The organism is Mesorhizobium sp. M0601 (assembly GCF_040320845.1).
GTDB lineage: Bacteria > Pseudomonadota > Alphaproteobacteria > Rhizobiales > Rhizobiaceae > Mesorhizobium.
The window spans coordinates 1-21081 of record NZ_JAMYQK010000063.1 but is presented as its reverse complement, the minus strand read 5'-3'; the positions used below and the strand labels follow the sequence as shown (position 1 = coordinate 21081).

The window sequence follows — 21081 nt, the reverse complement described above, 5'->3', positions numbered from 1 at the left end:
AATGCGCAAGCTTCTCACCATTCTCAACGCTATCGTCCGGGATCAAAAACCGTGGCAAACAGCTTGACAGCCAAGACAGTCGCTCCCCCCTTGAGGCCCCTTGAGGGGGGAGATTAGCAGCTTGGAGGACAGCGCCCTTTCTGCAGCCTTGAAAAGTGGCGAAGCGGTGATGACAGCCAATCTCCCCACTAGAGGGGGAGATGTCCGGCAGGACAGAGGGGGGCGCTGTCCCGCCGAGTTCGAAAGGATAGCAAACTTATGACCGATTCCGACCTTCCCATCCTCTCTCCCATCGAAGCCCGCGTGCTCGGCTGCCTGATCGAGAAGAAGGAGCTGACGCCGGACGTCTATCCGCTGACGCTCAATGCGGCACATGCGGCGGCCAACCAGAAGACGGCGCGCGAGCCGGTAATGTCGGTCGAGCTTGCCGAGGTCAGGCGGGCGCTTGGCCAGCTGGAGCAGAAGGGCCTCGTCAGGCAAGTGTTCGCGTCGCGCGTCGAGCGCTACGAGCATATCGTGGCGCAGCGCTTTTCCCTGACCTCGGCGCAGATCGCGCTGCTCGGCCTGTTGCTGCTGCGCGGCCCGCAGACGGCCTATGAATTGCTGGCGCGAAGCGAGCGCATGGCGCGGCTGCCGTCGATCGACGAGCTTCGCGGCAATCTCGATCTGCTGATCGGCCGCCGGCCACCGCTGGTGCAGCAGATCGATCGCGGCCCAGGCCAGCGCGAGGATCGCTACGTCCATCTGCTCAGCGGGCCGCCGCAGCTGTCGGCTGCCGCAGCACCCCTGCAGTCGTCCTCGCCGGCGTCGGATATGGAAATGCGCGTGCGGGCCCTCGAGGAGGAGGTCGCGGCATTGCGCGCCCGCCTCGACGCGCTCGTTGGCGAAAAAAGCCAATAATCATTCGAGAGGGGGCGCGAAGGATCGCCCGCTTCGCAGACCAGCTCTCACCCGAGCCTGGCGTCGAGCGATACTTTGATGGCGCCGAGCGCTTTCGAGACCGGGCATTCGGCCTTGGCCTTCTCGGCCAATTCCTTGAACTTGGCGGCATCAATGCCCGGTACCTTGCCGACCAGCGTGATCGCGCTGCCGGTGATGCCGGTGCCGGGGACCAGCGTTACCACGGCCTTGGCGTCGAGCTCGGCAGCCGGAGTGCCGTTCTCGGCGAGAAAATGCGAAAGCTGCATGGCGTAGCAGCCGGCATGGGCGGCGGCGATCAGCTCTTCCGGGTTTGTGCCGGATTTGCCGCTTTCATCCTCGAAACGCGTCTTGGCCGAATAGGGTGTGCCCTTCAGCACCCCGCTCTGGGTTTCGAGTGTGCCCTTGCCTTCCTTGAAACTGCCTTTCCAAACGGCGTTGGCGGTGCGGTCCATCAATTCCTCCTTGATTGTCGTGGCTGAGCCCGTGATCGGCATCCAGTCGACTATAGCGCGCGCGGGAGCGAAGGCCACCCACGCTTTCGTATCGGCGGCGGCGTGACACATCATGTCGAGCGAAAAAAATTCGAAAAAAATATGCGTGCAAAAATGTCGACTTCCATCTGTCCCGGCCGTCCTGCGGGCGGCCATGGACTTGGTGGCCGGATGGAGGACCACATGAACAATCTGTTTTCTGCTCACTGGACAAGCACCGGCCACAGGGCCGGTGAACAACAAGCCGACTGGTCGCGCCTGCAGCCTTCCGGCTTCGGCCGACTGCTTGCGGCGATTGCCATCATTGGGATTGCGGTATCTCTTCTCGACTATGCTGCGGCCGGTCTCGATTCTGCGGCAGGCAAGGGCTCCGCGGAGATTTCCGTAGCCTCGTCTTCGGCTTCAAGCCAGGAATAGAGATAAAAATGAAGTATGTTTGCCTAGTCTATGGTGAAGAAAAAGATCTCTACGCAATGACCCCCGAGAGGCTGGCCAAGCTCGACGCCGATTCGATGGCCCATGACCGGTCATTGGACCAACGCGGGATGCTGATCATCGCGCAGGCGCTGCAATCGGTGAAAACGTCGAAAACCGTTCGCAGGCGCAAGGGCAAGCGGCTGGTCACCGACGGCCCCTTCGCCGAAACCAAGGAGCAGTTGCTCGGTTTCGTCATGATCGAGGCCGAGAGCCTCGATGAGGCGCTGGAGATCGCGGGCGAGATTCCGCTGGCCGAAATCGGCACGATCGAGGTGCGGGCGATCTACAAGGTGCCCGGGTCATAGAGATGTCTCGATAAGTTCCTCCGCGGAGCGGTGGCGACCAACGACTGGCATGGGCTTTCGTTTTCTTCGCCGGACGCAACTTTTGCGTGTTGAAGCGAAGCAATACTTCTCCTATCGTCGCCGAGATCGGGGGATTTCGGGGCATGCATATATTGATTGCAGCAATCGGCCTGCTCGGAGCAGCGGGCTTCTGGTGGTACCGGCTGAAGATCATGAACGACGCGGCGCGTGAGGTTGCCGACGTGGTTGGCCGCGTCCAGGGCAACGTCCGCCGCAAGAAACTGCGCAAGCAGGCGGCGCTCTCGCCGCTGACGGCGATCGACGATCCGGTCGTCGCCGCCGCGACGCTGATCACCGCCATCGTTTCCGAACATGGTCCTGTGCTGCCGCAACGCGAAGCTGCCATTCGATCGGTGATCTCGGAGATTGCCGACAAAAAACAGACCGATGAAGCGGTGATCTACGCCAAATGGGCGGCATCGCAAATCGACGACGCCACGGTCGTCATCGACAAGCTGGCACCGTTCCTGCGCGAACGGCTCGACGCGGTCGAAAGGAGCGATCTGCTGCGGATGGTCAGCCGTGCGGCGGAAGCCGGCGGACAAAACCTGCAGATTCCCGACCAGCGCATGCTGCGGCTGCGCCAGAAGCTGGGCTTCGAGGTCAACTGACCGAACGGCCAGTAACGCGCACTTGCCAAGCCTAAATCGCCTCGCCCTTCAACAGTTTCGGCGTGTCGCCGGACAGACCCGACGCCTGGCGGATGAAAAACCCCTTCAGCCGCGGCATGCGCTCGACGAGGCCGAGGCCGATGTCGCGCAAAGTGCGCAGCGGGCCGAAATCGTTGGAAAACATCCGGTTCAGCACATCGGTGGTGATGCCCATCTGCACCGTGTCGAAACGCCGCCATTGCTGGTAGCGCTCGAGCACGTCGAGCGCGCCGATGTCCTGGCCGAGCCGGTCGGCCTCGACCACCACTTCGGCCAGCGCCGCCACGTCCTTGAAGCCGAGATTGAGACCCTGGCCGGCGATCGGGTGGATGCCGTGGGCGGCGTCGCCGGCCAAGGCGATGCGCGGCGCGACGAAGGCGCGCGCAATGATCAGCCCGAGCGGCCAGGCACGCGGCTTGTCGGCGATATGGATTTCGCCGAGTTTCAGGCCAAAGCGCTGCTCGAGCTCATATTCCAGGACCAGCGTGTCGCCACTGACCAGTTTCTCGGCATCCTGCGACCGTTCGACCCAGACGATCGACGAGCGGTTGGTGCCGTCCTTGCCCGGCTTGAGCGGCAGCGTGGCAAACGGGCCCGCGGGAAGGAAATGCTCTTCGGCGCGGCCGTTGTGCGGCCGCTCGTGCGCCACCGTGCAGACGATGCCGGACTGGCCATACTCCCATTTCACCGTCTTGATGCCGGCCATGTCGCGCAGCTTCGAATTGACGCCGTCGGCGGCAACCAGCAGCCGCGCCTTCAGCGTCGCGCCGTCGGCAAGATGCACGGTGATGCCGGCGCCGTTGATGTCGAAGGCGCTGACGGCGACGCCTTCGATGATGCCGATGCCGAGTTGTTCGGCGCGCCGGCGCAAGGCGCCGTTCAAATCCTTGTTGGCAACCATATGCGCAAAGGGTTCGCCGGGCGCGACCTCGCCGTCGAAAGTGAGGAACACCGGGCGGACCGGATCGGATGTGCGCGAATCGGTGACGATCATTTCGGTGATCGCCTGCGCCCCCGGCGCGATCTCGTTCCAGACGCCGAGCTGGTCGAGCATGCGGCACGCGGCGGCGGCAATCGCCGAGGCGCGGCCGTCCTTCTGCCAGACCCTGGCGGGTGCCGCATCGACGACGGCGACGGCGAGGCTCGGCCGCGCCTGCTTCAGCGACACGGCGGCGGCTAGGCCGACATAACCGGCGCCGGCGACCAGAACATCGAGCGAATTCTTGCTGTCGACCATGGCAATTCCTTTCGCAGCCTGACTGTCGCCGGGCATTCCGCCCTTGACTGCCCGCTGTTCCTGTCGGAAACCGCCATGGTAATTTTGCGGCGAGGTCAAGATGACGGCAGCCATGGACGAGCTTCTCGGCATTCTCGACCTCGAGCAGCTGGAACACAACCTGTATCGTGGTCGCTGCCCCAAGCTCGATTGGCAGCGCATCTTCGGCGGCCAGACCATCGCCCAGGCGCTGGTCGCCGCGCAGCGAACGGTCGAGCCCGAGCGCCACGTGCATTCGCTGCATGGCTATTTCATGCGGCCGGGCGACACCAAGGTGCCTATCATCTACGAGGTCGACCGCATCCGTGACGGCGGCTCCTTCACCACGCGCCGCGTCGTGGCGATCCAGCACGGCCAGGCGATCTTTTCGCTGGAAGCCTCGTTCCAGCAGGATGAGGTCGGCCTGGAACATCAGGTGCCGATGCCGCAGGACGTGCCGGCGCCCGACACGTTGCTGTCGCAGCGCGAATTGCTGGGCAAGTTCGGCGAAGCCGTGCCCGACGGCATCAAGCGCTATTGGGAGCGCGACCGGCCGATCGAGATGAAGCCGGTGATGCTGAAGCATTATACCAGCCGGGAAAAGCTCGAGCCGAAGCAGAACATCTGGATCCGCACCACCGGCCCGGTGCCGGCCGACCGCGCCACGCAGGCGGCCGTGCTCGCTTACCTCTCGGATATGACGCTGCTCGACACCTCGACCTTTGCTCATGGCCGCGCCATTTTCGATCGTGATATCCAGGCAGCCAGCCTCGACCACGCCATGTGGTTCCACCGCAGCCATCCGCTCGACGACTGGATGCTGTACACGCAAGACAGCCCGTCGACGCAAGGATCGCGTGGCTTTACCCGCGGCTCGCTGTTTGCCCGCGACGGCACCTTGATCGCCTCGGTTGCCCAAGAAGGACTCATCCGGCTGAAGCGGCCGCCTGCGGAGTAGGCATTTTTCGAAATTTGCCTACTTTTTAAGCATATGCACTGCCGCGTCTGTGAACAGGCAGCTGCCAGACCTTCTCGATTTCGTTGTTTAACAACAGCTTAACACCCTGCTTCGGCAATTGGCACGGAGCTTGAATCCTAGCGGGCACTCTCCGGCTCTCATGGGGATCGGCGAAGTCGTGCAAACGCGGGGACCCGCAACAGCAAAGGGTGAAACCTTATGAAGATCGTGATGGCAATCATAAAGCCGTTCAAGCTCGACGAGGTGCGCGAGGCGCTCACCGCAGTCGGCATCCAGGGCCTGACCGTCACCGAAGTAAAAGGCTACGGACGTCAGAAGGGTCACACGGAAATCTATCGCGGGGCGGAATACGCGGTCAGCTTCCTGCCGAAGATCAAGATCGAAGTCGCGGTCGCTGTCGACATGGTCGACAAGGCCGTCGAAGCCATCACCGCGGCGGCCAAGACCGGCCAGATCGGCGACGGCAAGATCTTCGTTTTCGGCATCGACCAGGCGGTGCGCATTCGCACCGGCGAAACAGACACCGACGCGCTTTGAGCTGCGGATACGTATTCCAATGGAGAGTTCAATGAATATTCCTTCTACCTTGAAGATAACGGGACGCGCGGCCGTTTTAAGTTCGCTCGCTCTCGCTGCACTGGGCACGGTTGCTGCGTTCGCGCAGGAAGCGGCACCGGCGGCACCGGCTGCCCCTGCGCCCGCGCTCGACACCGGCAACACAGCCTGGATGCTGACCTCGACGGCGCTGGTGCTGATGATGACCGTACCGGGCCTGGCGCTGTTTTATGGCGGCATGGTGCGCAAAAAGAACGTGCTCGCCACCATCATGCAGAGCTTTGCCATCACCTGCCTGGTGACGGTGCTGTGGTTCATGTTCGGCTACTCGCTGGCCTTCTCGGATGGCGGCGGCATGAATGCCTATCTCGGCGGCTTCTCGAAGTTCTTCCACAACGGCATCACCACCTCCTCGCTGTGGCTGCCGGGCGTGGCGAACATTCCTGAGTTCGTCTTCTCGATGTTCCAGATGACCTTCGCCATCATTACGCCGGCGCTGATTGCCGGCGCCTTCGCCGAACGCATGAAGTTCTCGGCGCTGCTCATCTTCATGGGCGCGTGGCTGCTGGTGGTCTACGCCCCGATCGCGCACTGGGTGTGGGGCGGTGGCTTCCTCGGCACAGCCGGCGTTCTCGATTTCGCCGGCGGCACGGTCGTTCACATCAACGCCGGCGTTGCCGGCCTGGTCTGCGCGCTGGTTCTCGGCAAACGTGAAGGCTACGGCACCACCAACATGGCGCCGCACAACCTCGTCTACTCCGTCATCGGCGCTTCGCTGCTGTGGGTCGGCTGGTTCGGCTTCAACGCCGGCTCGGAACTGGCCGCCGACGGCCTTGCCGGTGCCGCGATGCTGAACACCCAGGTTGCCGCTGCCGCCGCGGCGCTCGCCTGGATGTTCGCCGAATGGATCGTCGCCAAGAAGCCGAGCGTGCTTGGCATCATCTCGGGCGCCGTCGCCGGCCTGGTCGCGGTGACGCCGGCTTCCGGTTTCGTCAATCCGACCGGCGCCTTCATCGTCGGCATCGTCGCCGGCGTGCTCTGCTACGTCTCGGCCGTCAAGCTCAAGCACGCGTTCGGCTATGACGACTCGCTCGATGCATTCGGCGTGCACGGCATCGGCGGCATCATCGGTGCATTGCTGACCGGCGTGCTCGCCGATCCGGCGATCAACAGCCTTGGCTCGGGTGCCTCTGTCGGCAAGCAGCTCTACGGTATCGTCTTCACCATCCTGTGGACGGCGATCGCGAGCTTCGTGATCCTCTATATCGTCAAGGCGCTGGTCGGCCTGCGTCCTTCCACCCAGGAAGAGGTCGAAGGCCTCGACATCAGCCAGCACGGCGAAGTGGTGCCGTGAGGTTTATTGGCTGGCACCGGCGTTTTGCCGGTGCCGGGAAGATCCCGTCGTGATGCTCCCGAAAGGGCTCACGCCTTGAGGCCCGGAAACCTTCCGGGCCTCTTTTTTGTGTGCAGGCGGCCGTTATGGCTCGATCATACAATCGCTTGATCAAGGTGGCTCGATCCGCCGGCGGCGTGAAACAGCGGCCGCAACGCTCCGAACTGTGGTGGCGGTCGCCCGTTCCGGTGACGCAGAATGCCCATGGTTAATGCGCCCTTAACCTTCCCGCCGCTAGTCTGACAGCCGAATCTGCCGTGTTGCGCGTCCGCGCCCGGCCGGGCAACGACAGACGAGGAAAAGCATGCGTTCAGGGGCTTCAGCACCGCTTGCGCTGGCCGATACGGAGCACGGCATCCGGTCGTTCGCGAGGCGCCAGGTCGGGCGGCTGGTCGGTGCCGGGCTGTTTGCTCTGGTTGGTTTCGGCGTCGCCGCCCTTGCCACCTGGAACGTCGCCGATCCGAGCTTTTCGCACGCCACCGACAATATCGTCACCAATGCAATGGGTTATGCCGGCGCCGTCTTTTCCGACATTGCCATGCAGTTCTTCGGACTTGCCGCCGTTGCGGCGCTGGTGCCGGCGGTGATCTGGGGATTTCTGCTGTTTACCGCGCGCGGCGTCGACCGGCTGCCGAAACGGGCACTGGCCTGGTTCGGGTTTTCGCTGCTTGGCGCGGCAATTGCCGGCTGCGTGGTGCCGCCCAAGACCTGGCCGCTGCCGACCGGCCTCGGCGGCGTCTTCGGCGACATGGTGCTCAATATCCCGGGCCTGGTCATCGGCGGCTATCCGACCGGCCTCGTCGCCAGCGTGCTCGCCGTGCTCCTGGCAGCGCCGGCGCTGTGGGTATTCTTGTATGGCTCGGCGCTGATTTCGCGCAAGAACGGCTTTGCCGTCCTCGAACAGCCCGCAGTGCCCGATCCGCAGGACGACCTGCTTTTCGACAATGAAGAGGACGAGGGCGACGAAGGTATATTGGCGCTTGGCGCCATCACCCACTGGTGGCTGTCGCTGCGGGCCTATCTGCGCCGCCGCGCCGCGCGCCGGCGCGAGCGCGACGATTTCGAGCCGGAGATGGAACCGCGCCCCAGCGCCTGGCGGCGGGCGGCCGAACGGGTCGAATCGGCCGAGTTCGCCGAGGCGCGGATGAGCCCTGGCGGGCGCGCCCGCGTCGAGCCGGAATTCTTCGCCGCCATGGTCAACGACCTCAGTGCCTCGATCGACCCTGACGATGCCGACGTCTTCGATAACGACGACAATGACGACGACATGGATTTCGCGCCCGAGCCGGCCGGCCAGCGCCGCGCCGCGCCAACGGCCAGGGTGCAGAACTTCCGTTCCGACGCGGCGACACGCGTCGAGGCGCCGGCGCCGCGGCCGGCCCCCGGCGCCCGCGTCCAGCGCGAGGCGCAGACTTCGCTGATCGGCTCGGAAAAATTCGAGATGCCGTCGCTGCACTTCCTGTCGGAACCAAAGAACGTGGTGCGCGACGCCAGCCTGTCCAAGGACGCGCTGGAGCAGAACGCCCGCCTGCTTGAGGGCGTGCTGGAGGATTTCGGCGTCAAGGGCGAAATCATCCATGTGCGTCCGGGTCCGGTCGTCACGCTCTACGAGCTGGAACCGGCGCCCGGCATCAAATCGTCGCGGGTCATCGGCCTGTCCGACGACATCGCCCGCTCGATGAGCGCCATCGCCTGCCGTGTCGCCGTGGTGCCCGGCCGCAACGCGATCGGCATCGAGTTGCCGAACGCCAGGCGCGAGACGGTCTATTTGCGCGAGATCATGGCCAGCCGCGATTTCGAAACCACCAAGGCCAAGCTGGCGCTGGCGCTGGGCAAGACCATCAATGGCGAGGCGGTGATCGTCGACATCGCCAAGATGCCGCACGTGTTGGTCGCCGGCACCACCGGCTCGGGCAAGTCCGTCGCCATCAACACCATGATCCTGTCGCTGCTCTACCGGCTGACGCCGCAGGACTGCCGGCTGATCATGATCGATCCAAAGATGCTGGAGCTCTCGGTCTATGACGGCATTCCGCATCTTCTGACGCCGGTCGTCACCGATCCGAAGAAGGCGGTGGTGGCGCTGAAATGGACCGTGCGCGAGATGGAGGACCGCTACCGCAAGATGTCCAAGGTCGGCGTCCGCAACATCGACGGCTTCAACGCGCGCGTGCAGCAGGCCGAGAAAAAGGGCGAAAGGATCTCGCGCACCGTGCAGACCGGCTTCGACCGCCAAACCGGCGAGGCGATCTACGAGACGGAGAACCTCGACCTCGAGCCGATGCCCTACATCGTCGTCATCATCGACGAGATGGCCGATTTGATGATGGTCGCCGGCAAGGACATCGAAGGCGCGGTGCAGCGCCTGGCGCAGATGGCGCGCGCCGCTGGCATCCATGTCATCATGGCGACGCAGCGGCCGTCGGTCGATGTCATCACCGGCACCATCAAGGCGAATTTCCCGACCCGCATCTCCTTCCAGGTGACATCGAAGATCGACAGCCGCACCATCCTGGGCGAGCAGGGCGCCGAACAGCTGCTCGGCATGGGCGACATGCTCTACATGGCCGGCGGCGGCCGCATCCAGCGCGTGCACGGTCCCTTCGTCTCCGACGACGAGGTGGAGAAGATTGTCGCGCATCTGAAATTGCAGGGCGTGCCGGAATATCTCGACGCCATCACCGAGGACGACGACAAGGATGACGATGAGCCGACGGGCAAAGGCAGTGGCGGCGGCGACGGCGGTAATTTCGAGGATTCCGACGATCCCTACGACCAGGCGGTCGCGGTGGTGCTGCGCGACGGCAAGGCCTCTACCAGCTACATCCAGCGCCGGCTCGGCATCGGCTACAATCGCGCCGCCTCGATCATCGAGAAGATGGAGAAGGAAGGCATTGTCGGCCCGGCCAACCATGCCGGAAAACGCGAAATCCTGGTGCCGACGGAGGACGACAAGTTCTAGAGCGCGTCCGCGCCGGCAACTTTGAACCTTTTGGCGCGTTGCAACGACGGGCGCCGTGCGGCCGCCAAACTTAAGCCCAACTGGGGGGCCAGACCAATATAACGAGCAAGCAATCAGATGATGGTGACCGGCATGAAAAACGCAACTCTCGCCCCAAGCAGGGATTTCGCCCCAACCCGCCGGCAGGTGCTCGGCCTCGGCCTGGTCCTGGCCGGTGCGGCGGCCGCCAACCTCGTGCCCGGCGTCCAGTTGCTGGCGTCGGCGCAAGCAGCGGTTCCGGCGACGGCGCAGAAGATCGCCGATCATTTCTCCTCGGTCAAATCGATGAGCGGCGAGTTCGTGCAGTTCGGACCCAAGGGCGAGCAGACCGGCGGCAAGTTCTTTCTGGAACGGCCGGGCAAGATCCGCTTCAATTACGACGGCGCCTCGAATTTCAGAGTGATTTCCGATGGCAAGTCGGTGGTCATCCTCAACAAGAAGCTGCGGACCTCCGACCTCTATCCGCTGTCGAAGACGCCGCTGAAGCTGCTGCTCGACGACAAGATCGATCTGTCGGGCGGGCGCGTCAGAAGCGTCAAGGAAGAGGACGATCTCACCACCATCCAGCTTGCCGACAAATCGGTGTTCGGCAATTCGAAGATCACCATGATGTTCGATCCGAAATCTTATGAATTGCGGCAGTGGACCATCACCGATGCGCAAGGCAAGGACACGACGGTGATGATCTTCAACACCAAGGAGGGCGTCAGCTTCGCCCCCGACACCTTCGCCATCGACTATACGGCGAACCGCGAGCTGAACACCAAGACGCGGTAACTTCCTACTGCTGCGGGATGGTTTTTCCGCGTTGGTGCGGGCGGCTTGTTTTTGCGGTGCGCGGCTGGCAGTAGTTTCCGCGATTGACTTCCGTCGGAGCCATCCGGCGGATCTTGCGTTGTCCGGAACCCCACATGCCGTTTTCCGTCGCTACCTGGAACATCAACTCCGTCCGGCTGCGCATGCCGATCGTCGAGCGCCTGCTGGTCGAGCAGGCGCCGGACGTGCTCTGCCTGCAGGAAACCAAGGTTCCGGACGAATTGTTTCCGGAGAAGGCGTTCCGCAAGCTCGGCTACGAGCACATCGCCTTCCATGGCCAGAAGGGCTATCACGGCGTTGCCACCATAGCGCGGCGGCCGATCGAGGTGGTCGAAAAGCGCCGCTTCTGCGAGATCGACGACAGCCGGCATCTGTCGGTCACCGTCAACGCCGGCGGCAAAACGATCCTGCTGCACAATTTCTACGTTCCGGCCGGCGGCGACGAGCCCGACCCGGCCGTCAACCGCAAGTTCAAGCACAAGCTCGATTTCGTTGCCGAGATGAACGCCGTGCGGGCCGAGCATGACGAGCACTCCGGCTCGATCCTGGTCGGCGACCTCAACATCGCGCCGCTCGAGCACGATGTCTGGTCGCACAAGCAGCTCCTCAATGTCGTCAGCCATACGCCGGTCGAGACGGAAAACTTCGAGGCAATGCGGCTCGCCGGCGACTGGATCGACCTGATGCGGCTCAATGTGCCTTACGAGGAGAAACTCTACACCTGGTGGAGCTATCGCGCCCAGGATTGGCAGGCCTCAAATCGCGGCCGCCGCCTCGACCATGTCTGGTCGTCGCCAAACCTGGTGCCGCATTTTGCCGGCTATGAAATCCTGCGGCCGGCGCGCGGCTGGGAACGGCCCTCGGACCATGTGCCGGTGATCGGGCGTTTCAACCTGGATTAGCTTTGTCTCGCCTCAGCGAAACCTGAAGCTATCCGCGATGTAGTCGGGACGGGCGTTCAGCGTGGCGAAAACGTCCTCCAGGTCAGGCGCCCCCGCCAATATGCCCGACAGGACCAGCGTCGTCGCGACACCGACGCCGTTGCCGCCGGCGATGTCGTGCTCGACGCTGTCGCCGACGCAGACCACGCTGTCGCGCTCCGGGTGGCCCGCCAGTGCCAGCGCTGCCTCGAATATCTGCGGATTGGGCTTGCCAATGCGCACCACGCTGCCGCCGAGGCTCTCATAGAGATCGGCGAGCCGGCCGGCGCCGAAGCGAGGGCCGACGGCAGTCAGCATGATCTTGTCGGGATTGGTGCAGAAGCATGGCACCCGCCGCGCCGCCGCCGGACCAAGAAGCCGGCGATAATGGTCGAGGTCGTAGCGATCGCCCTCGCTGGCGGAAATCAGCACCAGTTCGGCATCGTAGCCGTCCTTGGCCAGGACGAAGGGCAGGCCGTCGACAGCCGAACGGTCATTGTCGCGGCAGATCAGCAGGCATTTTGTCTGCGGGCGCAGGGCTCCGGAGGCTGCCATTTGGTGGAAGGAGCGCCACGCCACCTCGCCGGAGGAGACAAAGTGATCCCAGCTTCCCGGTTCGAAGCCGAGCTTCAGCAGGCGGTGCTCATTGGGTTGCGCCCGCTTGCCGGAATTCGAGATCAGTACGATGGTCTTGCCGGCGCGCTTGAGTGCCGATAACGCTTCGACAGCACCTGGATAGGCGCTGGTGCCGTCGTGCAGCACACCAAATTGGTCGAGCAGGAACACCTGATAGCGGTCGGTCAGCGCGGCGATGCCGTCGAGGTGTTGAATTGCCTTGGTCGTCATAAAAGCCCCGCTGCGCTTGCGCCCATCAGCGCCAGCCGCGCCGTGCCGGCAGCGGCCTCCTCCGAAAGAGCCGGCACGAGAGCGACGCCAAGCTTGCGCTGCCGGATCGCTGTCCAGGCCGGATTGGCCGCACCGCCGCCGACGCTCCTGACCGATGTCAGTCGGGGGGCGCCGAGTTCGGCAAGCCGGCGATAGCCGAGCGCTTCGATCGCCGCAATACCCTCGAACATCGCTTTCAGATAGTCGGCATCGTCGGCGGGCCGCGGCTCGAGGCGCGGCGGCAGCGCCGGATCGGCTATGGGGAAGCGTTCGCCCGGCGCCGGCAGCGGGTAATAATCGAGGCCGGTCTTCGTCGCCGGGTCGATTTTTTTGCTGAGTTCGACAATGCGGGCGACGGGGAAATGCTGGGCCAGCACCTTGCCGCCGGAGTTCGAGGCGCCGCCCGCCAGGTAGGTGTCACCCAGCCGATGGCTGTAAATGCCGAATTGCGGCGCCGAGATCGGCCGGTCGCAGAGGATCTTGATGGTCAGCGACGAGCCGAGCGCGGTAACGCCGTCGCCCGCGGCACTCGCACCGGTCGCCAGGAATGAGGCGCAACCATCCGTCGTGCCGGCAACGACAACCACGTCGCGCGGCAGGCCGAACATCTTCGCAGCGCTGGCGGTGAGCGTGTCCGTGACATCGCCCGGCCGCACGACGCGGGGCAGGAATTCCATGCGCACGCCGGTCGCCGCGATCCAGTCCGGCCAGCGCCTGGCCCCGACGTCGTAGCCGGTCTTCAGGGCATTGTTCTCGTCGCTGACATCGAAGCGGCCGGAAAACTGTCCGGCGATCCAGTCTGCCTGGTGCAGCACAGTGGCGACGCCGGGCAGGTGCTGGAAAGACAGCGCCTTGGCGAGACCGGAGGTCGCCCCGAGTGCAGCGCTCGTTGCCGGTGCCGCGTCGGCTATTGCTGTCAGGATAGTGTCGTCAGCGACCTTGTCGTTGTACATCAGCGGTTCGGCCAGCGGCCGCCCGGCGCCGTCGACCGGCAGCAGCGTGCCCGACGTACCGTCGACGGCGATCGAGCGCACTGCCGCGCGATCGATACATTTGAGCAGTTCCGCCAAAGTCGCGCCGACCGCCTCCCACCATATTGCGGGGTCACGGCCGTTCGGCCCAAATCGCTCGAGGGCAATAGCGGAATGCGCGGCAACGGAAAAGTCCGGACGCATGGCGACGGCGCGCGCGCCGGATGTGCCGATGTCGATGCCGATGGCAAGCGGGCCAGACGAACGCGACATGTCAGCTGCCTCCGGCATTGAGTTTCTGGCGATATTTTTCGGCGTCCCAGTTGATCAGCTCGTCATTCTCCGCCGCTGTCAGATAATTCAGCTTCGCCGAGACATCGATCCGCGCCGTCACGTCGGAAAGGCAGCGCTGCATGGCGTCGGCACCGGCGCCGGCGTCGCCGCGCATCAACACGCCGAGTCCAGGAAACAGGATCGCCACGGGTGCGGCGCCGCAGCGCTCGATGACGCGCTTCACACCCTCGTCCGGTCTCGCCACGACCGAGCCTTCGCCGAGAAAGATGACGTGGTCGGGGTAGAGGCTGCCACCCAAAGCCATGCGGCAGCTTTCGGGGTCGATCGCCACCGCATGCGCCTCAACGTCCGCCGGCAATCTGTAGTCGCTGTCGCCGGCGCGCGCCGTCAATGCCGCGATGTCCGGTTCCGCCACCTGGCGCGGCGGCCGCGCCAACAGTCGTGTCACGCGCCGCAGCAGCATGTCGGCCGCGGCGACGGTCTCGGCTGCAACGACCAGGCCGTGATTGCCGAGGATCAGGATATCCACGCCTGGCCGAAGGCGCTCGGCGATACCCTGCGCGAGCGGCAGTCCCGGCCGGCGATAGGGAATATACGCCCATTGATGGCCGTTGAGCCGCCTGGCGGCCTCGGCCTCGCAGTCGGCCTGCACGGCCAGCGAAATGGTCTCGACGCAGTGAACATGCAGAACGATGCGCTGCGGCATCAGCGCATGCACGGTGGTCTCGATCGACGGGCGCAAGCCGCGCGCGCTGAGGGCGTCGACAGTGAAGGCCTGCGGCTGTTCGGCGGCCGGGTCGCGCCGTTCGATGGCGTCGAGCAATGGCGGGATGCCGACCGGCACCATGATGTCGGCGATGAGCGCGTCCTTCAGCCAGGTGCCGGAGGCCTTGATCCAGAGCGTGTCGCCGGCTTTCAGCGAGGTGTTGCCGCCGGCGGCCTGGGTCAGATGCGCGTCGCTGCCGATAGCGGCCGAAAGCGACCGCAGCGCTGCCAGTTCCTGCGCATCCGCACTGATCGTCATCGAAATTCCTCTACAATCCGGCCGCGTGGCCACGGCTTTGGACGTCCCGGTGCCGGGACGAAGACCCATGCTGGTATCGCAGATGCGAGCAAGTTACGTCAACAGTGATGTTATCGCGTCAAATCAGGCTTGCAATCCGAGGGCCGTTGAGTAAGTTGCACCAATTGCCATGCAAAACGGCAATGCCGTGCAAAATGCTTGGGAGGCAAGGGCATTGGGAGGTAAGGGTTGAGCGACTCCGGCCGCCAGCGTCAGATTGTCGAGCTTTTGCGGGACCGGCCTTTCGCATCGGTGCGCGAGCTGCAGGAGCGGCTTGGCGTATCGGCGGCGACGGTGCGGCGCGACATCGACAAGATCGACGAGGCCGGCGAAGCGCGCAAGGTCTATGGCGGCATCTCGGCGCTCGATGGCGCTTCGCAAGCCGGCGTCGCCTATGCCAGGCCCTATGACGAGAACCGCGACCTCGCCGTCGAGGCGAAGCGGCAGATCGCCGCTCTCGCCGCCACCATGGTGCGCGACGGTGACGCGGTCATCGTGCATGGCGGTTCGACCTGCTTCCATCTCGGCGTCAAGCTCGCCGACCGCAACATCCGGCTCTACACCAACTCGATGCCGCTCGCGGCCTATCTCAGCGACCACGGCCATTGCAGCCTCACCGTCGCCGGCGGCGAACTGCACCGCGAGCCGGGCATCATCCATTCGCTGACGCAGACGGTGCCGTTCTACGCCTCGAAGTTCTTTCTCGGCGCGCAAGGCATCGGCCAGGAAGGCCTTCTGGAATCGCACCCGCTGCTGGTCCGCTCGATCGTCGAGCTCAGCCTCTGCGCCGACCAGATCGTCGTGCTGGCCGACAGCCGAAAACTGTCTATCCACGCGCGCAATGTGGCACTGCCGCTGTCGCGGATCGGCACGCTGGTCACCGATGACGGCCTGTCCGAGACAGATGCCCGCATGCTCGAAGATGCCGGCGTCATGGTGCGGATCGCGGCTTCCTCGGGAGGCGCCCAGTGAACATCGCCGTCCTCGATTTCGGCAAGACCAATTCGAAGCTGTTCGTCTTCGGCCAGGACGGACAGATACTCGACGAGCGCCGCAGCCAGCCGAGCTGGATCCGAAAAGGCGGCTTCAGCGTGCTCGACGAGCCAGCGCTGCACGACTGGGCGGCTCGCGCCATCGATAATGCAGTCGACATGCATGGCGTGGAAGGGCTGATGGTATCCGGCCATGGCTGCACCTTCGCGTTGGTCGACGAAGCCGTGCTGACGCATCCGATCCTCGATTACGAGCAGGAACCGCCAGCTGAAATCGCCGCGCAGATCGACCGCCGCATTCCGGATTTTGCCGAGACCTTTTCGCCGCGCCTGCCGCTTGGCTTCAACTACGGCCGCCACATGTTGTGGCTGAAGGAGGTGGAGCCCGGTGCCTTCGCCGCAGCGAAATCGATCCTCGGCTATCCCCAATATTGGAGCTGGCGGTTTGGCGGCCGGCCGGTATCGGAAGTGTCGTATCTTGGCTGCCACTCGCATTTATGGGCGCCGCGCAAACGCGATTTCAGCTCGCTGGTCGATGCCGAGGGCTGGCGCGGCCAGATGCCCGCCTTCGAGCGCGCCGGCGCGGTGATCGGCGAGCAGCGCTTCGGCTAGGCCGCGAAGCCAGTCGCCATCCATAATGGCGTCCACGACAGCAATGCCGCGCTCCATGCCTACCGCCGGCAGCAGCTCGGGCCGGTGACCGTGGTCTCGACCGGCACCTGGGTGGTCGTGCTCAATCCCGACTGCCCGCTCGACGCACTCGACGGCGAGCGCGACATGCTGGTCAATGTCGATGTCGATGGCGGCCCGGTGCCAACCGTCCGCTTCATGGGTGGGCGCGAATTCGCCACGATCAGCGCTGGCTGGCAGGGCGCAATCGCGCCGTCATCGATACAACGGGTGATCGACGCCGGCATTATGGCGCTGCCGAGCTTCGCGCCCGGCGGCCCGATGCCGCACCGCCGCGGCGAACTGGTCGGGCGTACGCCCAATGCCGAGGAACGCGCGGCCATGGCGCTGCTCTATGTCGCGCTGATGGTCGATCTGTGCCTCGAGTTGATCCATTCGGACAACACAGTGATCGTCGACGGCGGCCTGAACAATGGCGGGCTGCTTGCCGCGTTGCTGGCGCAGTTGCGGCCCGGGCAGGCTTTCCTGCAGGGCGCAACGCTGGAGGGCAGCGCCACCGGTGCTGCCGCACTTGCCTTCGAAAGCGTCGGACGCGAGTTTGCCACCGAAGCGCCGGAGGCGGTGCATGCGGCAAGTTTCAGCGGCCTTGCCGGCTATCGCAACGACTGGCGCGGCCTTGCCGCCGACCGGGCTGTGGCCAGCGCAGCTGCAGGAGGTGCGCGATGAGCGCCGCCGCCCGGATCGAGACGGTGCGCCAGCCGGTGCTGGAGATGCGCCACATCTCCAAGACGTTCGCTGCGATCCGCGCCTTGCACGATGTGTCGCTGACCGTTCACGCCGGCGAGCTGCACGCGCTGATGGGCGAAAACGGTGCCGGCAAGTCGACGCTGATGAAGGTGCTGTCCGGCGCCTACCGGCCGGACCCCGGCGGCGAAATCCTGATCGACGGCGTGCCGGCCGCGACGGGCGACCCGATCAAGGCGCGCGCCGCCGGCATTGCGGTCATCTATCAGGAGCTGTCGCTGGCGCCTAATCTGTCGGTAGCGCAGAACATTTTTCTCGGCAACGAGCCGCGACGGTTCGGCGTTGTCGACCGCGAGCAGTGCAATCGGCGCGCCAGCGAGATCATCGCGCGGCTCGGCGTGACCTTCTCGGCGCGCACTCCGGTCGCAAGCCTGTCGCTCGGCGAGCGACAGCTGGTGGAAATCGCCCGCGCGCTGTCGACCAATGCGCGCATCATCGTCATGGACGAGCCGACCACGTCGCTGACCTCGCGTGAGACCGACCGGCTGTTCGAGGTGATTGCGACGCTGAAGTCGCAAGGCATCGCCATCATCTACATCAGCCACCGCATGGAAGAGGTCTACCAGCTCGCCGACCGCGTCAGCGTGCTACGCGACAGCGGCTATGTCGGCACGCTCGACCGCGCCGACCTGAACGCCTCGCGCCTGGTATCGATGATGGTCGGGCGCGATCTGTCGACGTTCTACAAGAAGGATCACCGTCCGCCGGACAGCAAGCGCGCCATCGCGCTGTCGGTGCGCGGCATGTCGGGCGGCAATCTCATAAACAATTGTTCCTTCGACCTCCACAAGGGCGAGGTGCTGGCACTGGCCGGCCTGGTCGGCTCGGGCCGCACCGAACTGGCACGGCTGATCTTCGGCGCCGACAGGCACACATCAGGCACGCTGGAGCTCGGCGGCAAACCGATATCCATCGGTTCGCCGAGCGAGGCGCTCGATGCCGGCATTGCCTACCTGACCGAGGACCGCAAGCAACTTGGCCTGTTTCTCGACATGTCGATCTCCGACAATATCAGCATGGGCGTGCTGGCAAAGGACGCGAAGGCCGGCGGTTTGCGCGACTTCACGGCTGCCGAAAAGCGCGCCGCCAAGGCGGTGTCAGACCTCTCCATCCGCACCAGCTCGGTGCAGGCCAATGCCGGCTCGCTGTCGGGCGGCAACCAGCAGAAGGTGCTGCTCGCCCGCCTGCTGGAAACCGAGCCGCAGGTCGTCATCCTCGATGAGCCGACCCGCGGCGTCGATGTCGGGGCCAAGTCGGAAATCTATCGGCTGATCGACAACCTGGCCAAGAAAGGCATCGCCATCCTGATGATCTCCAGCGAACTGCCGGAGGTGATCGGCATCGCCGACCGCGTGCTGGTGATGCGCGACGGCACCATTGCCGGCGAGGTGACGGCGTCGGAGGGCGAGCCGCTGCGGCAGGAAGCGATCATGGAACTTGCAACGGGAGCGGCTCAGCGATGACCGACAAGGTGGCCGACACGATGAAAGCGGACGACCGGGCGGTCGGCAGGAGTACGAGGTGGCGTACCGCCATTGCCGCACTCGGCATGCTGCCGATCCTGATCCTGCTGGCGGTCGGCTTCCAGTTCATCAATCCGCGCTTTTTCACCCAGACCAATCTGCTGATCGTCATGCAGCAATCGTCGATCAACATCGTGCTGGCCGCCGGCATGACCTTCGTCATCCTGACCGGCGGCATCGACCTGTCCGTCGGCTCGATCCTTGCCGCCTCGGCGATGGTGGCAGTGATGGTGTCGCTGGTGCCCGATTGGGGACTGCTGGGGGTGCCCGCGGCCATTCTCGTCGGGCTCGGTTTCGGCGTCATCAACGGGCTGCTGATCGCCTATATCAAGCTGCCGCCCTTCATCGTCACGCTGGGATCGCTGACCGCCGTGCGCGGCGTCGCCCGCCTGCTCGGCCAGGACACGACGGTGTTCAACGCGGACCTGCCGTTCGACTTCATCGGCAACGGTTCGCTGTTCGGCATTCCGTGGCTGGTAATCATCGCGCTGGCGGTCGTCGTCCTGTCCTGGCTGGTGCTCAAGCGCACCGTGCTCGGCACCTGGATCTACGCCGTCGGCGGCAACGCCGAGGCCGCCAGGCTGACCGGCATCAAGGTGCCGCTGGTGCTGCTCTTCGTCTACGGCGTTTCCGGCCTTCTGGCCGGCCTTGGCGGCGCCATGTCGGCGGCCCGGCTCTATGCCGCCAACGGGCTTCAGCTCGGCCAGTCCTACGAACTCGACGCCATTGCCGCAGTCATCCTCGGCGGCACCAGTTTCGTCGGCGGTGTCGGCTCGATCTGGGGCACGCTGATCGGCGGCCTGATCATCGCCGTGCTGTCCAACGGGCTCATCCTCGCCGGTGTTTCGGACATCTGGCAGTACATCATCAAGGGATTGGTCATCATCGTGGCGGTCGCCCTCGACCGTTACCGGCTCCAGGCAGGAGCAAGAACGTGATGGCCCTTAGTCGCCGGCATCCAACGAGCCGGTTTCATGTGTAACGCACCGTGAGAGGCGCGGGGCATCAGGAGGAAAATAAAACAATGAAGACCATCGCTAAACTGCTCTGCGGCGTCGCCCTTGCGGCCGCCGTCATCGCGCCGGCATCGGCAAAGGATCTGAACAAAGTCGGCATCTCGGTCGGACTGCTCGGCAACCCGTTCTTCGTCGCCACCATCAAGGGCATCGAGGACGCGGCCAAGAAGATCAACCCGAATGTGCAGGTGACCTCGGTATCGGCCGACTACGATCTCAACAAGCAGGTATCGCAGGTCGATTCCTTCATCGCTGCCGGTGTCGACGTCATCATGCTCAACGCAGTCGATGCCAAGGCGATCGCGCCGGCGGTGAAGAAGGCGCAGGCGGCCGGCATCGTCGTTGCCGCTTTCGACGTTTCGGCGCCCGGCGCCGACGTCACCGTGATGACCAACAACGTCAAGGCCGGCGAAGAGGCCTGCCAGTATCTGGTCGATAATACCGGCGGCAAGGGCGACTATGTCATCCTCAATGGCCCGGCCTCGTCGTCGATCCTGGAGCGGGTCAAGGGCTGCAAGGACGTGCTGGCAAAGCACCCCGACATCAAGATCCTTTCCGACGACCAGAACGCCGAAGGCTCGCGTGACGGCGGCCTGAAAGTGTTCCAGTCGCTGCTGACGCGTTTCGACAAGATCGACGCGGTCTTCGCCATCAACGATCCGACGGCGATCGGCGCCCAGCTTGCGGCCAAGCAGCTCAACCGCTCGGAGTTCATCTTCACCGCGGTCGACGGCGCGCCCGATATCGAGAAGGAACTCGCCTCCGGCGCGTCGATGATCAAGGCCTCGGCCTCGCAGGATCCCTATGTGATGGCCGGCCAGTCGCTGACGATGGCGGCTGACCTGCTTGCCGGCAAGAAGCCGGCCGAGCCGACGGTACTGCTCGACCCGAAGCTGATTACGGCCGACAATTTGAAGGATTACAAGGGCTGGACCGCAGCTCGCTAAGCCTCCCGAGCCTGGTGGGGCGCGCGGGGGCGCGCGCGGCGGAGATGTCGGCGGCAAAGGGTTTCCAACCCCAGACAGGGAGGGTGGGGCGGGCGAAAAAAAAGAGGACACACTATCCTCAACCGACACAAAC

At 64.5% G+C, this 21081-nt stretch carries 19 protein-coding genes and 1 pseudogene; 15 read left to right on the top strand and 5 right to left on the bottom strand.

What is annotated here, in order from left to right:
* The first annotated feature begins 258 nt into the window (after positions 1–258).
* On the top strand, positions 259–900 hold the full coding sequence (locus tag NKI41_RS31290) for a YceH family protein (protein WP_352470789.1): 642 nt from the start codon (positions 259–261) through the stop codon (positions 898–900).
* A gap of 47 nt (positions 901–947) precedes the next feature.
* Here NKI41_RS31290 and NKI41_RS31285 read toward each other — a convergent pair whose 3' ends face one another.
* Positions 948–1373, bottom strand: a complete 426-nt coding sequence (locus NKI41_RS31285) for an OsmC family protein (RefSeq protein WP_352470788.1) — start codon at positions 1371–1373, stop codon at positions 948–950.
* 222 nt (positions 1374–1595) lie between these two features.
* Between NKI41_RS31285 and NKI41_RS31280 the strand changes: the two genes are divergently transcribed.
* The 3 genes from NKI41_RS31280 to NKI41_RS31270 all read left to right on the top strand — a co-directional run bounded on the left by NKI41_RS31280 (position 1596) and on the right by NKI41_RS31270 (position 2865).
* Positions 1596–1829, top strand: a complete 234-nt coding sequence (locus NKI41_RS31280; protein ID WP_352686739.1) for a hypothetical protein — start codon at positions 1596–1598, stop codon at positions 1827–1829.
* A gap of 8 nt (positions 1830–1837) precedes the next feature.
* Complete coding sequence (locus tag NKI41_RS31275) at positions 1838–2194, top strand: YciI family protein (protein WP_352450152.1); 357 nt, start codon at positions 1838–1840, stop codon at positions 2192–2194.
* Positions 2195–2337: 143 nt separating this feature from the next.
* Entirely contained in the window at positions 2338–2865 is a 528-nt protein-coding gene (locus tag NKI41_RS31270; protein WP_352470786.1) for a hypothetical protein, read from the top strand.
* A 31-nt stretch (positions 2866–2896) separates the two neighbouring features.
* Here the strand turns inward: NKI41_RS31270 and NKI41_RS31265 are convergent, their stop codons facing one another.
* Positions 2897–4141: a ubiquinone biosynthesis hydroxylase gene (locus NKI41_RS31265; RefSeq protein ID WP_352470911.1), complete on the bottom strand. Its 1245-nt coding sequence runs from the start codon at positions 4139–4141 to the stop codon at positions 2897–2899.
* A 100-nt stretch (positions 4142–4241) separates the two neighbouring features.
* Between NKI41_RS31265 and tesB the strand changes: the two genes are divergently transcribed.
* From tesB to NKI41_RS31235, 6 genes are all read left to right on the top strand, one after another.
* The gene (tesB, locus tag NKI41_RS31260) at positions 4242–5117 is read left to right on the top strand and encodes an acyl-CoA thioesterase II (RefSeq protein WP_352686736.1); all 876 of its coding nucleotides are present in this window, start codon (positions 4242–4244) and stop codon (positions 5115–5117) included.
* A 219-nt stretch (positions 5118–5336) separates the two neighbouring features.
* Complete coding sequence (locus NKI41_RS31255) at positions 5337–5675, top strand: P-II family nitrogen regulator (RefSeq protein ID WP_023679755.1); 339 nt, start codon at positions 5337–5339, stop codon at positions 5673–5675.
* Between the two features lie 49 nt (positions 5676–5724).
* The gene (locus NKI41_RS31250; protein ID WP_502893763.1) at positions 5725–7047 is read left to right on the top strand and encodes an ammonium transporter; all 1323 of its coding nucleotides are present in this window, start codon (positions 5725–5727) and stop codon (positions 7045–7047) included.
* 343 nt (positions 7048–7390) lie between these two features.
* Complete coding sequence (locus NKI41_RS31245) at positions 7391–10048, top strand: FtsK/SpoIIIE family DNA translocase (RefSeq protein WP_352686733.1); 2658 nt, start codon at positions 7391–7393, stop codon at positions 10046–10048.
* Positions 10049–10180: 132 nt separating this feature from the next.
* The gene (locus tag NKI41_RS31240; RefSeq protein WP_352470783.1) at positions 10181–10864 is read left to right on the top strand and encodes an outer membrane lipoprotein carrier protein LolA; all 684 of its coding nucleotides are present in this window, start codon (positions 10181–10183) and stop codon (positions 10862–10864) included.
* A gap of 134 nt (positions 10865–10998) precedes the next feature.
* Positions 10999–11805 (top strand): exodeoxyribonuclease III, encoded by an 807-nt coding sequence (locus tag NKI41_RS31235; protein ID WP_352450145.1) that lies wholly within the window; start codon positions 10999–11001, stop codon positions 11803–11805.
* A gap of 12 nt (positions 11806–11817) precedes the next feature.
* Here NKI41_RS31235 and NKI41_RS31230 read toward each other — a convergent pair whose 3' ends face one another.
* The 3 genes from NKI41_RS31230 to NKI41_RS31220 are packed head-to-tail and all read right to left on the bottom strand — an operon-like array spanning position 11818 to position 14997.
* Entirely contained in the window at positions 11818–12669 is an 852-nt protein-coding gene (locus tag NKI41_RS31230; RefSeq protein ID WP_352686729.1) for a TIGR01459 family HAD-type hydrolase, read from the bottom strand.
* Complete coding sequence (locus NKI41_RS31225; RefSeq protein ID WP_352686726.1) at positions 12666–13952, bottom strand: FGGY-family carbohydrate kinase; 1287 nt, start codon at positions 13950–13952, stop codon at positions 12666–12668. Before NKI41_RS31225 ends, NKI41_RS31230 begins: the two co-directional genes overlap by 4 nt.
* A gap of 1 nt (position 13953) precedes the next feature.
* Positions 13954–14997 (bottom strand): class II aldolase/adducin family protein, encoded by a 1044-nt coding sequence (locus tag NKI41_RS31220; RefSeq protein WP_352615432.1) that lies wholly within the window; start codon positions 14995–14997, stop codon positions 13954–13956.
* A gap of 228 nt (positions 14998–15225) precedes the next feature.
* On the opposite strand from NKI41_RS31220, the gene NKI41_RS31215 reads away from it, so the two are divergent.
* From NKI41_RS31215 to NKI41_RS31195, 5 genes and pseudogenes are all read left to right on the top strand, one after another.
* A complete protein-coding gene (locus NKI41_RS31215; RefSeq protein WP_023680486.1) occupies positions 15226–16008 on the top strand; it encodes a DeoR/GlpR family DNA-binding transcription regulator in 783 nt (260 codons plus the stop codon).
* A pseudogene (locus NKI41_RS31210) lies at positions 16005–17384 on the top strand (FGGY-family carbohydrate kinase). Before NKI41_RS31215 ends, NKI41_RS31210 begins: the two are co-directional and overlap by 4 nt.
* Entirely contained in the window at positions 17381–18925 is a 1545-nt protein-coding gene (locus NKI41_RS31205) for a sugar ABC transporter ATP-binding protein (protein WP_352470777.1), read from the top strand. The pseudogene NKI41_RS31210 and the gene NKI41_RS31205 overlap by 4 nt, the downstream one beginning before the upstream one ends.
* A 20-nt stretch (positions 18926–18945) precedes the next feature.
* A complete protein-coding gene (locus NKI41_RS31200) occupies positions 18946–19923 on the top strand; it encodes an ABC transporter permease subunit (RefSeq protein ID WP_502894527.1) in 978 nt (325 codons plus the stop codon).
* Positions 19924–20009: 86 nt separating this feature from the next.
* Positions 20010–20948 (top strand): ABC transporter substrate-binding protein, encoded by a 939-nt coding sequence (locus NKI41_RS31195; protein WP_352686723.1) that lies wholly within the window; start codon positions 20010–20012, stop codon positions 20946–20948.
* The last annotated feature ends 133 nt before the right edge of the window (positions 20949–21081 follow it).

Bases quoted from the DNA above. Each gene is read 5' to 3' on its own strand.
- NKI41_RS31290 (WP_352470789.1), top strand. From the start codon at position 259: ATGACCGATTCCGACCTTCCCATCCTCTCTCCCATCGAAGCCCGCGTG.
- NKI41_RS31285 (WP_352470788.1), bottom strand. From the start codon at position 1,373: ATGGACCGCACCGCCAACGCCGTTTGGAAAGGCAGTTTCAAGGAAGGC.
- NKI41_RS31280 (WP_352686739.1), top strand. From the start codon at position 1,596: ATGAACAATCTGTTTTCTGCTCACTGGACAAGCACCGGCCACAGGGCC.
- NKI41_RS31275 (WP_352450152.1), top strand. From the start codon at position 1,838: ATGAAGTATGTTTGCCTAGTCTATGGTGAAGAAAAAGATCTCTACGCA.
- NKI41_RS31270 (WP_352470786.1), top strand. From the start codon at position 2,338: ATGCATATATTGATTGCAGCAATCGGCCTGCTCGGAGCAGCGGGCTTC.
- NKI41_RS31265 (WP_352470911.1), bottom strand. From the start codon at position 4,141: ATGGTCGACAGCAAGAATTCGCTCGATGTTCTGGTCGCCGGCGCCGGT.
- tesB (WP_352686736.1), top strand. From the start codon at position 4,242: ATGACGGCAGCCATGGACGAGCTTCTCGGCATTCTCGACCTCGAGCAG.
- NKI41_RS31255 (WP_023679755.1), top strand. From the start codon at position 5,337: ATGAAGATCGTGATGGCAATCATAAAGCCGTTCAAGCTCGACGAGGTG.
- NKI41_RS31245 (WP_352686733.1), top strand. From the start codon at position 7,391: ATGCGTTCAGGGGCTTCAGCACCGCTTGCGCTGGCCGATACGGAGCAC.
- NKI41_RS31240 (WP_352470783.1), top strand. From the start codon at position 10,181: ATGAAAAACGCAACTCTCGCCCCAAGCAGGGATTTCGCCCCAACCCGC.
- NKI41_RS31235 (WP_352450145.1), top strand. From the start codon at position 10,999: ATGCCGTTTTCCGTCGCTACCTGGAACATCAACTCCGTCCGGCTGCGC.
- NKI41_RS31230 (WP_352686729.1), bottom strand. From the start codon at position 12,669: ATGACGACCAAGGCAATTCAACACCTCGACGGCATCGCCGCGCTGACC.
- NKI41_RS31225 (WP_352686726.1), bottom strand. From the start codon at position 13,952: ATGTCGCGTTCGTCTGGCCCGCTTGCCATCGGCATCGACATCGGCACA.
- NKI41_RS31220 (WP_352615432.1), bottom strand. From the start codon at position 14,997: ATGACGATCAGTGCGGATGCGCAGGAACTGGCAGCGCTGCGGTCGCTT.
- NKI41_RS31205 (WP_352470777.1), top strand. From the start codon at position 17,381: ATGAGCGCCGCCGCCCGGATCGAGACGGTGCGCCAGCCGGTGCTGGAG.
- NKI41_RS31200 (WP_502894527.1), top strand. From the start codon at position 18,946: ATGAAAGCGGACGACCGGGCGGTCGGCAGGAGTACGAGGTGGCGTACC.
- NKI41_RS31195 (WP_352686723.1), top strand. From the start codon at position 20,010: ATGAAGACCATCGCTAAACTGCTCTGCGGCGTCGCCCTTGCGGCCGCC.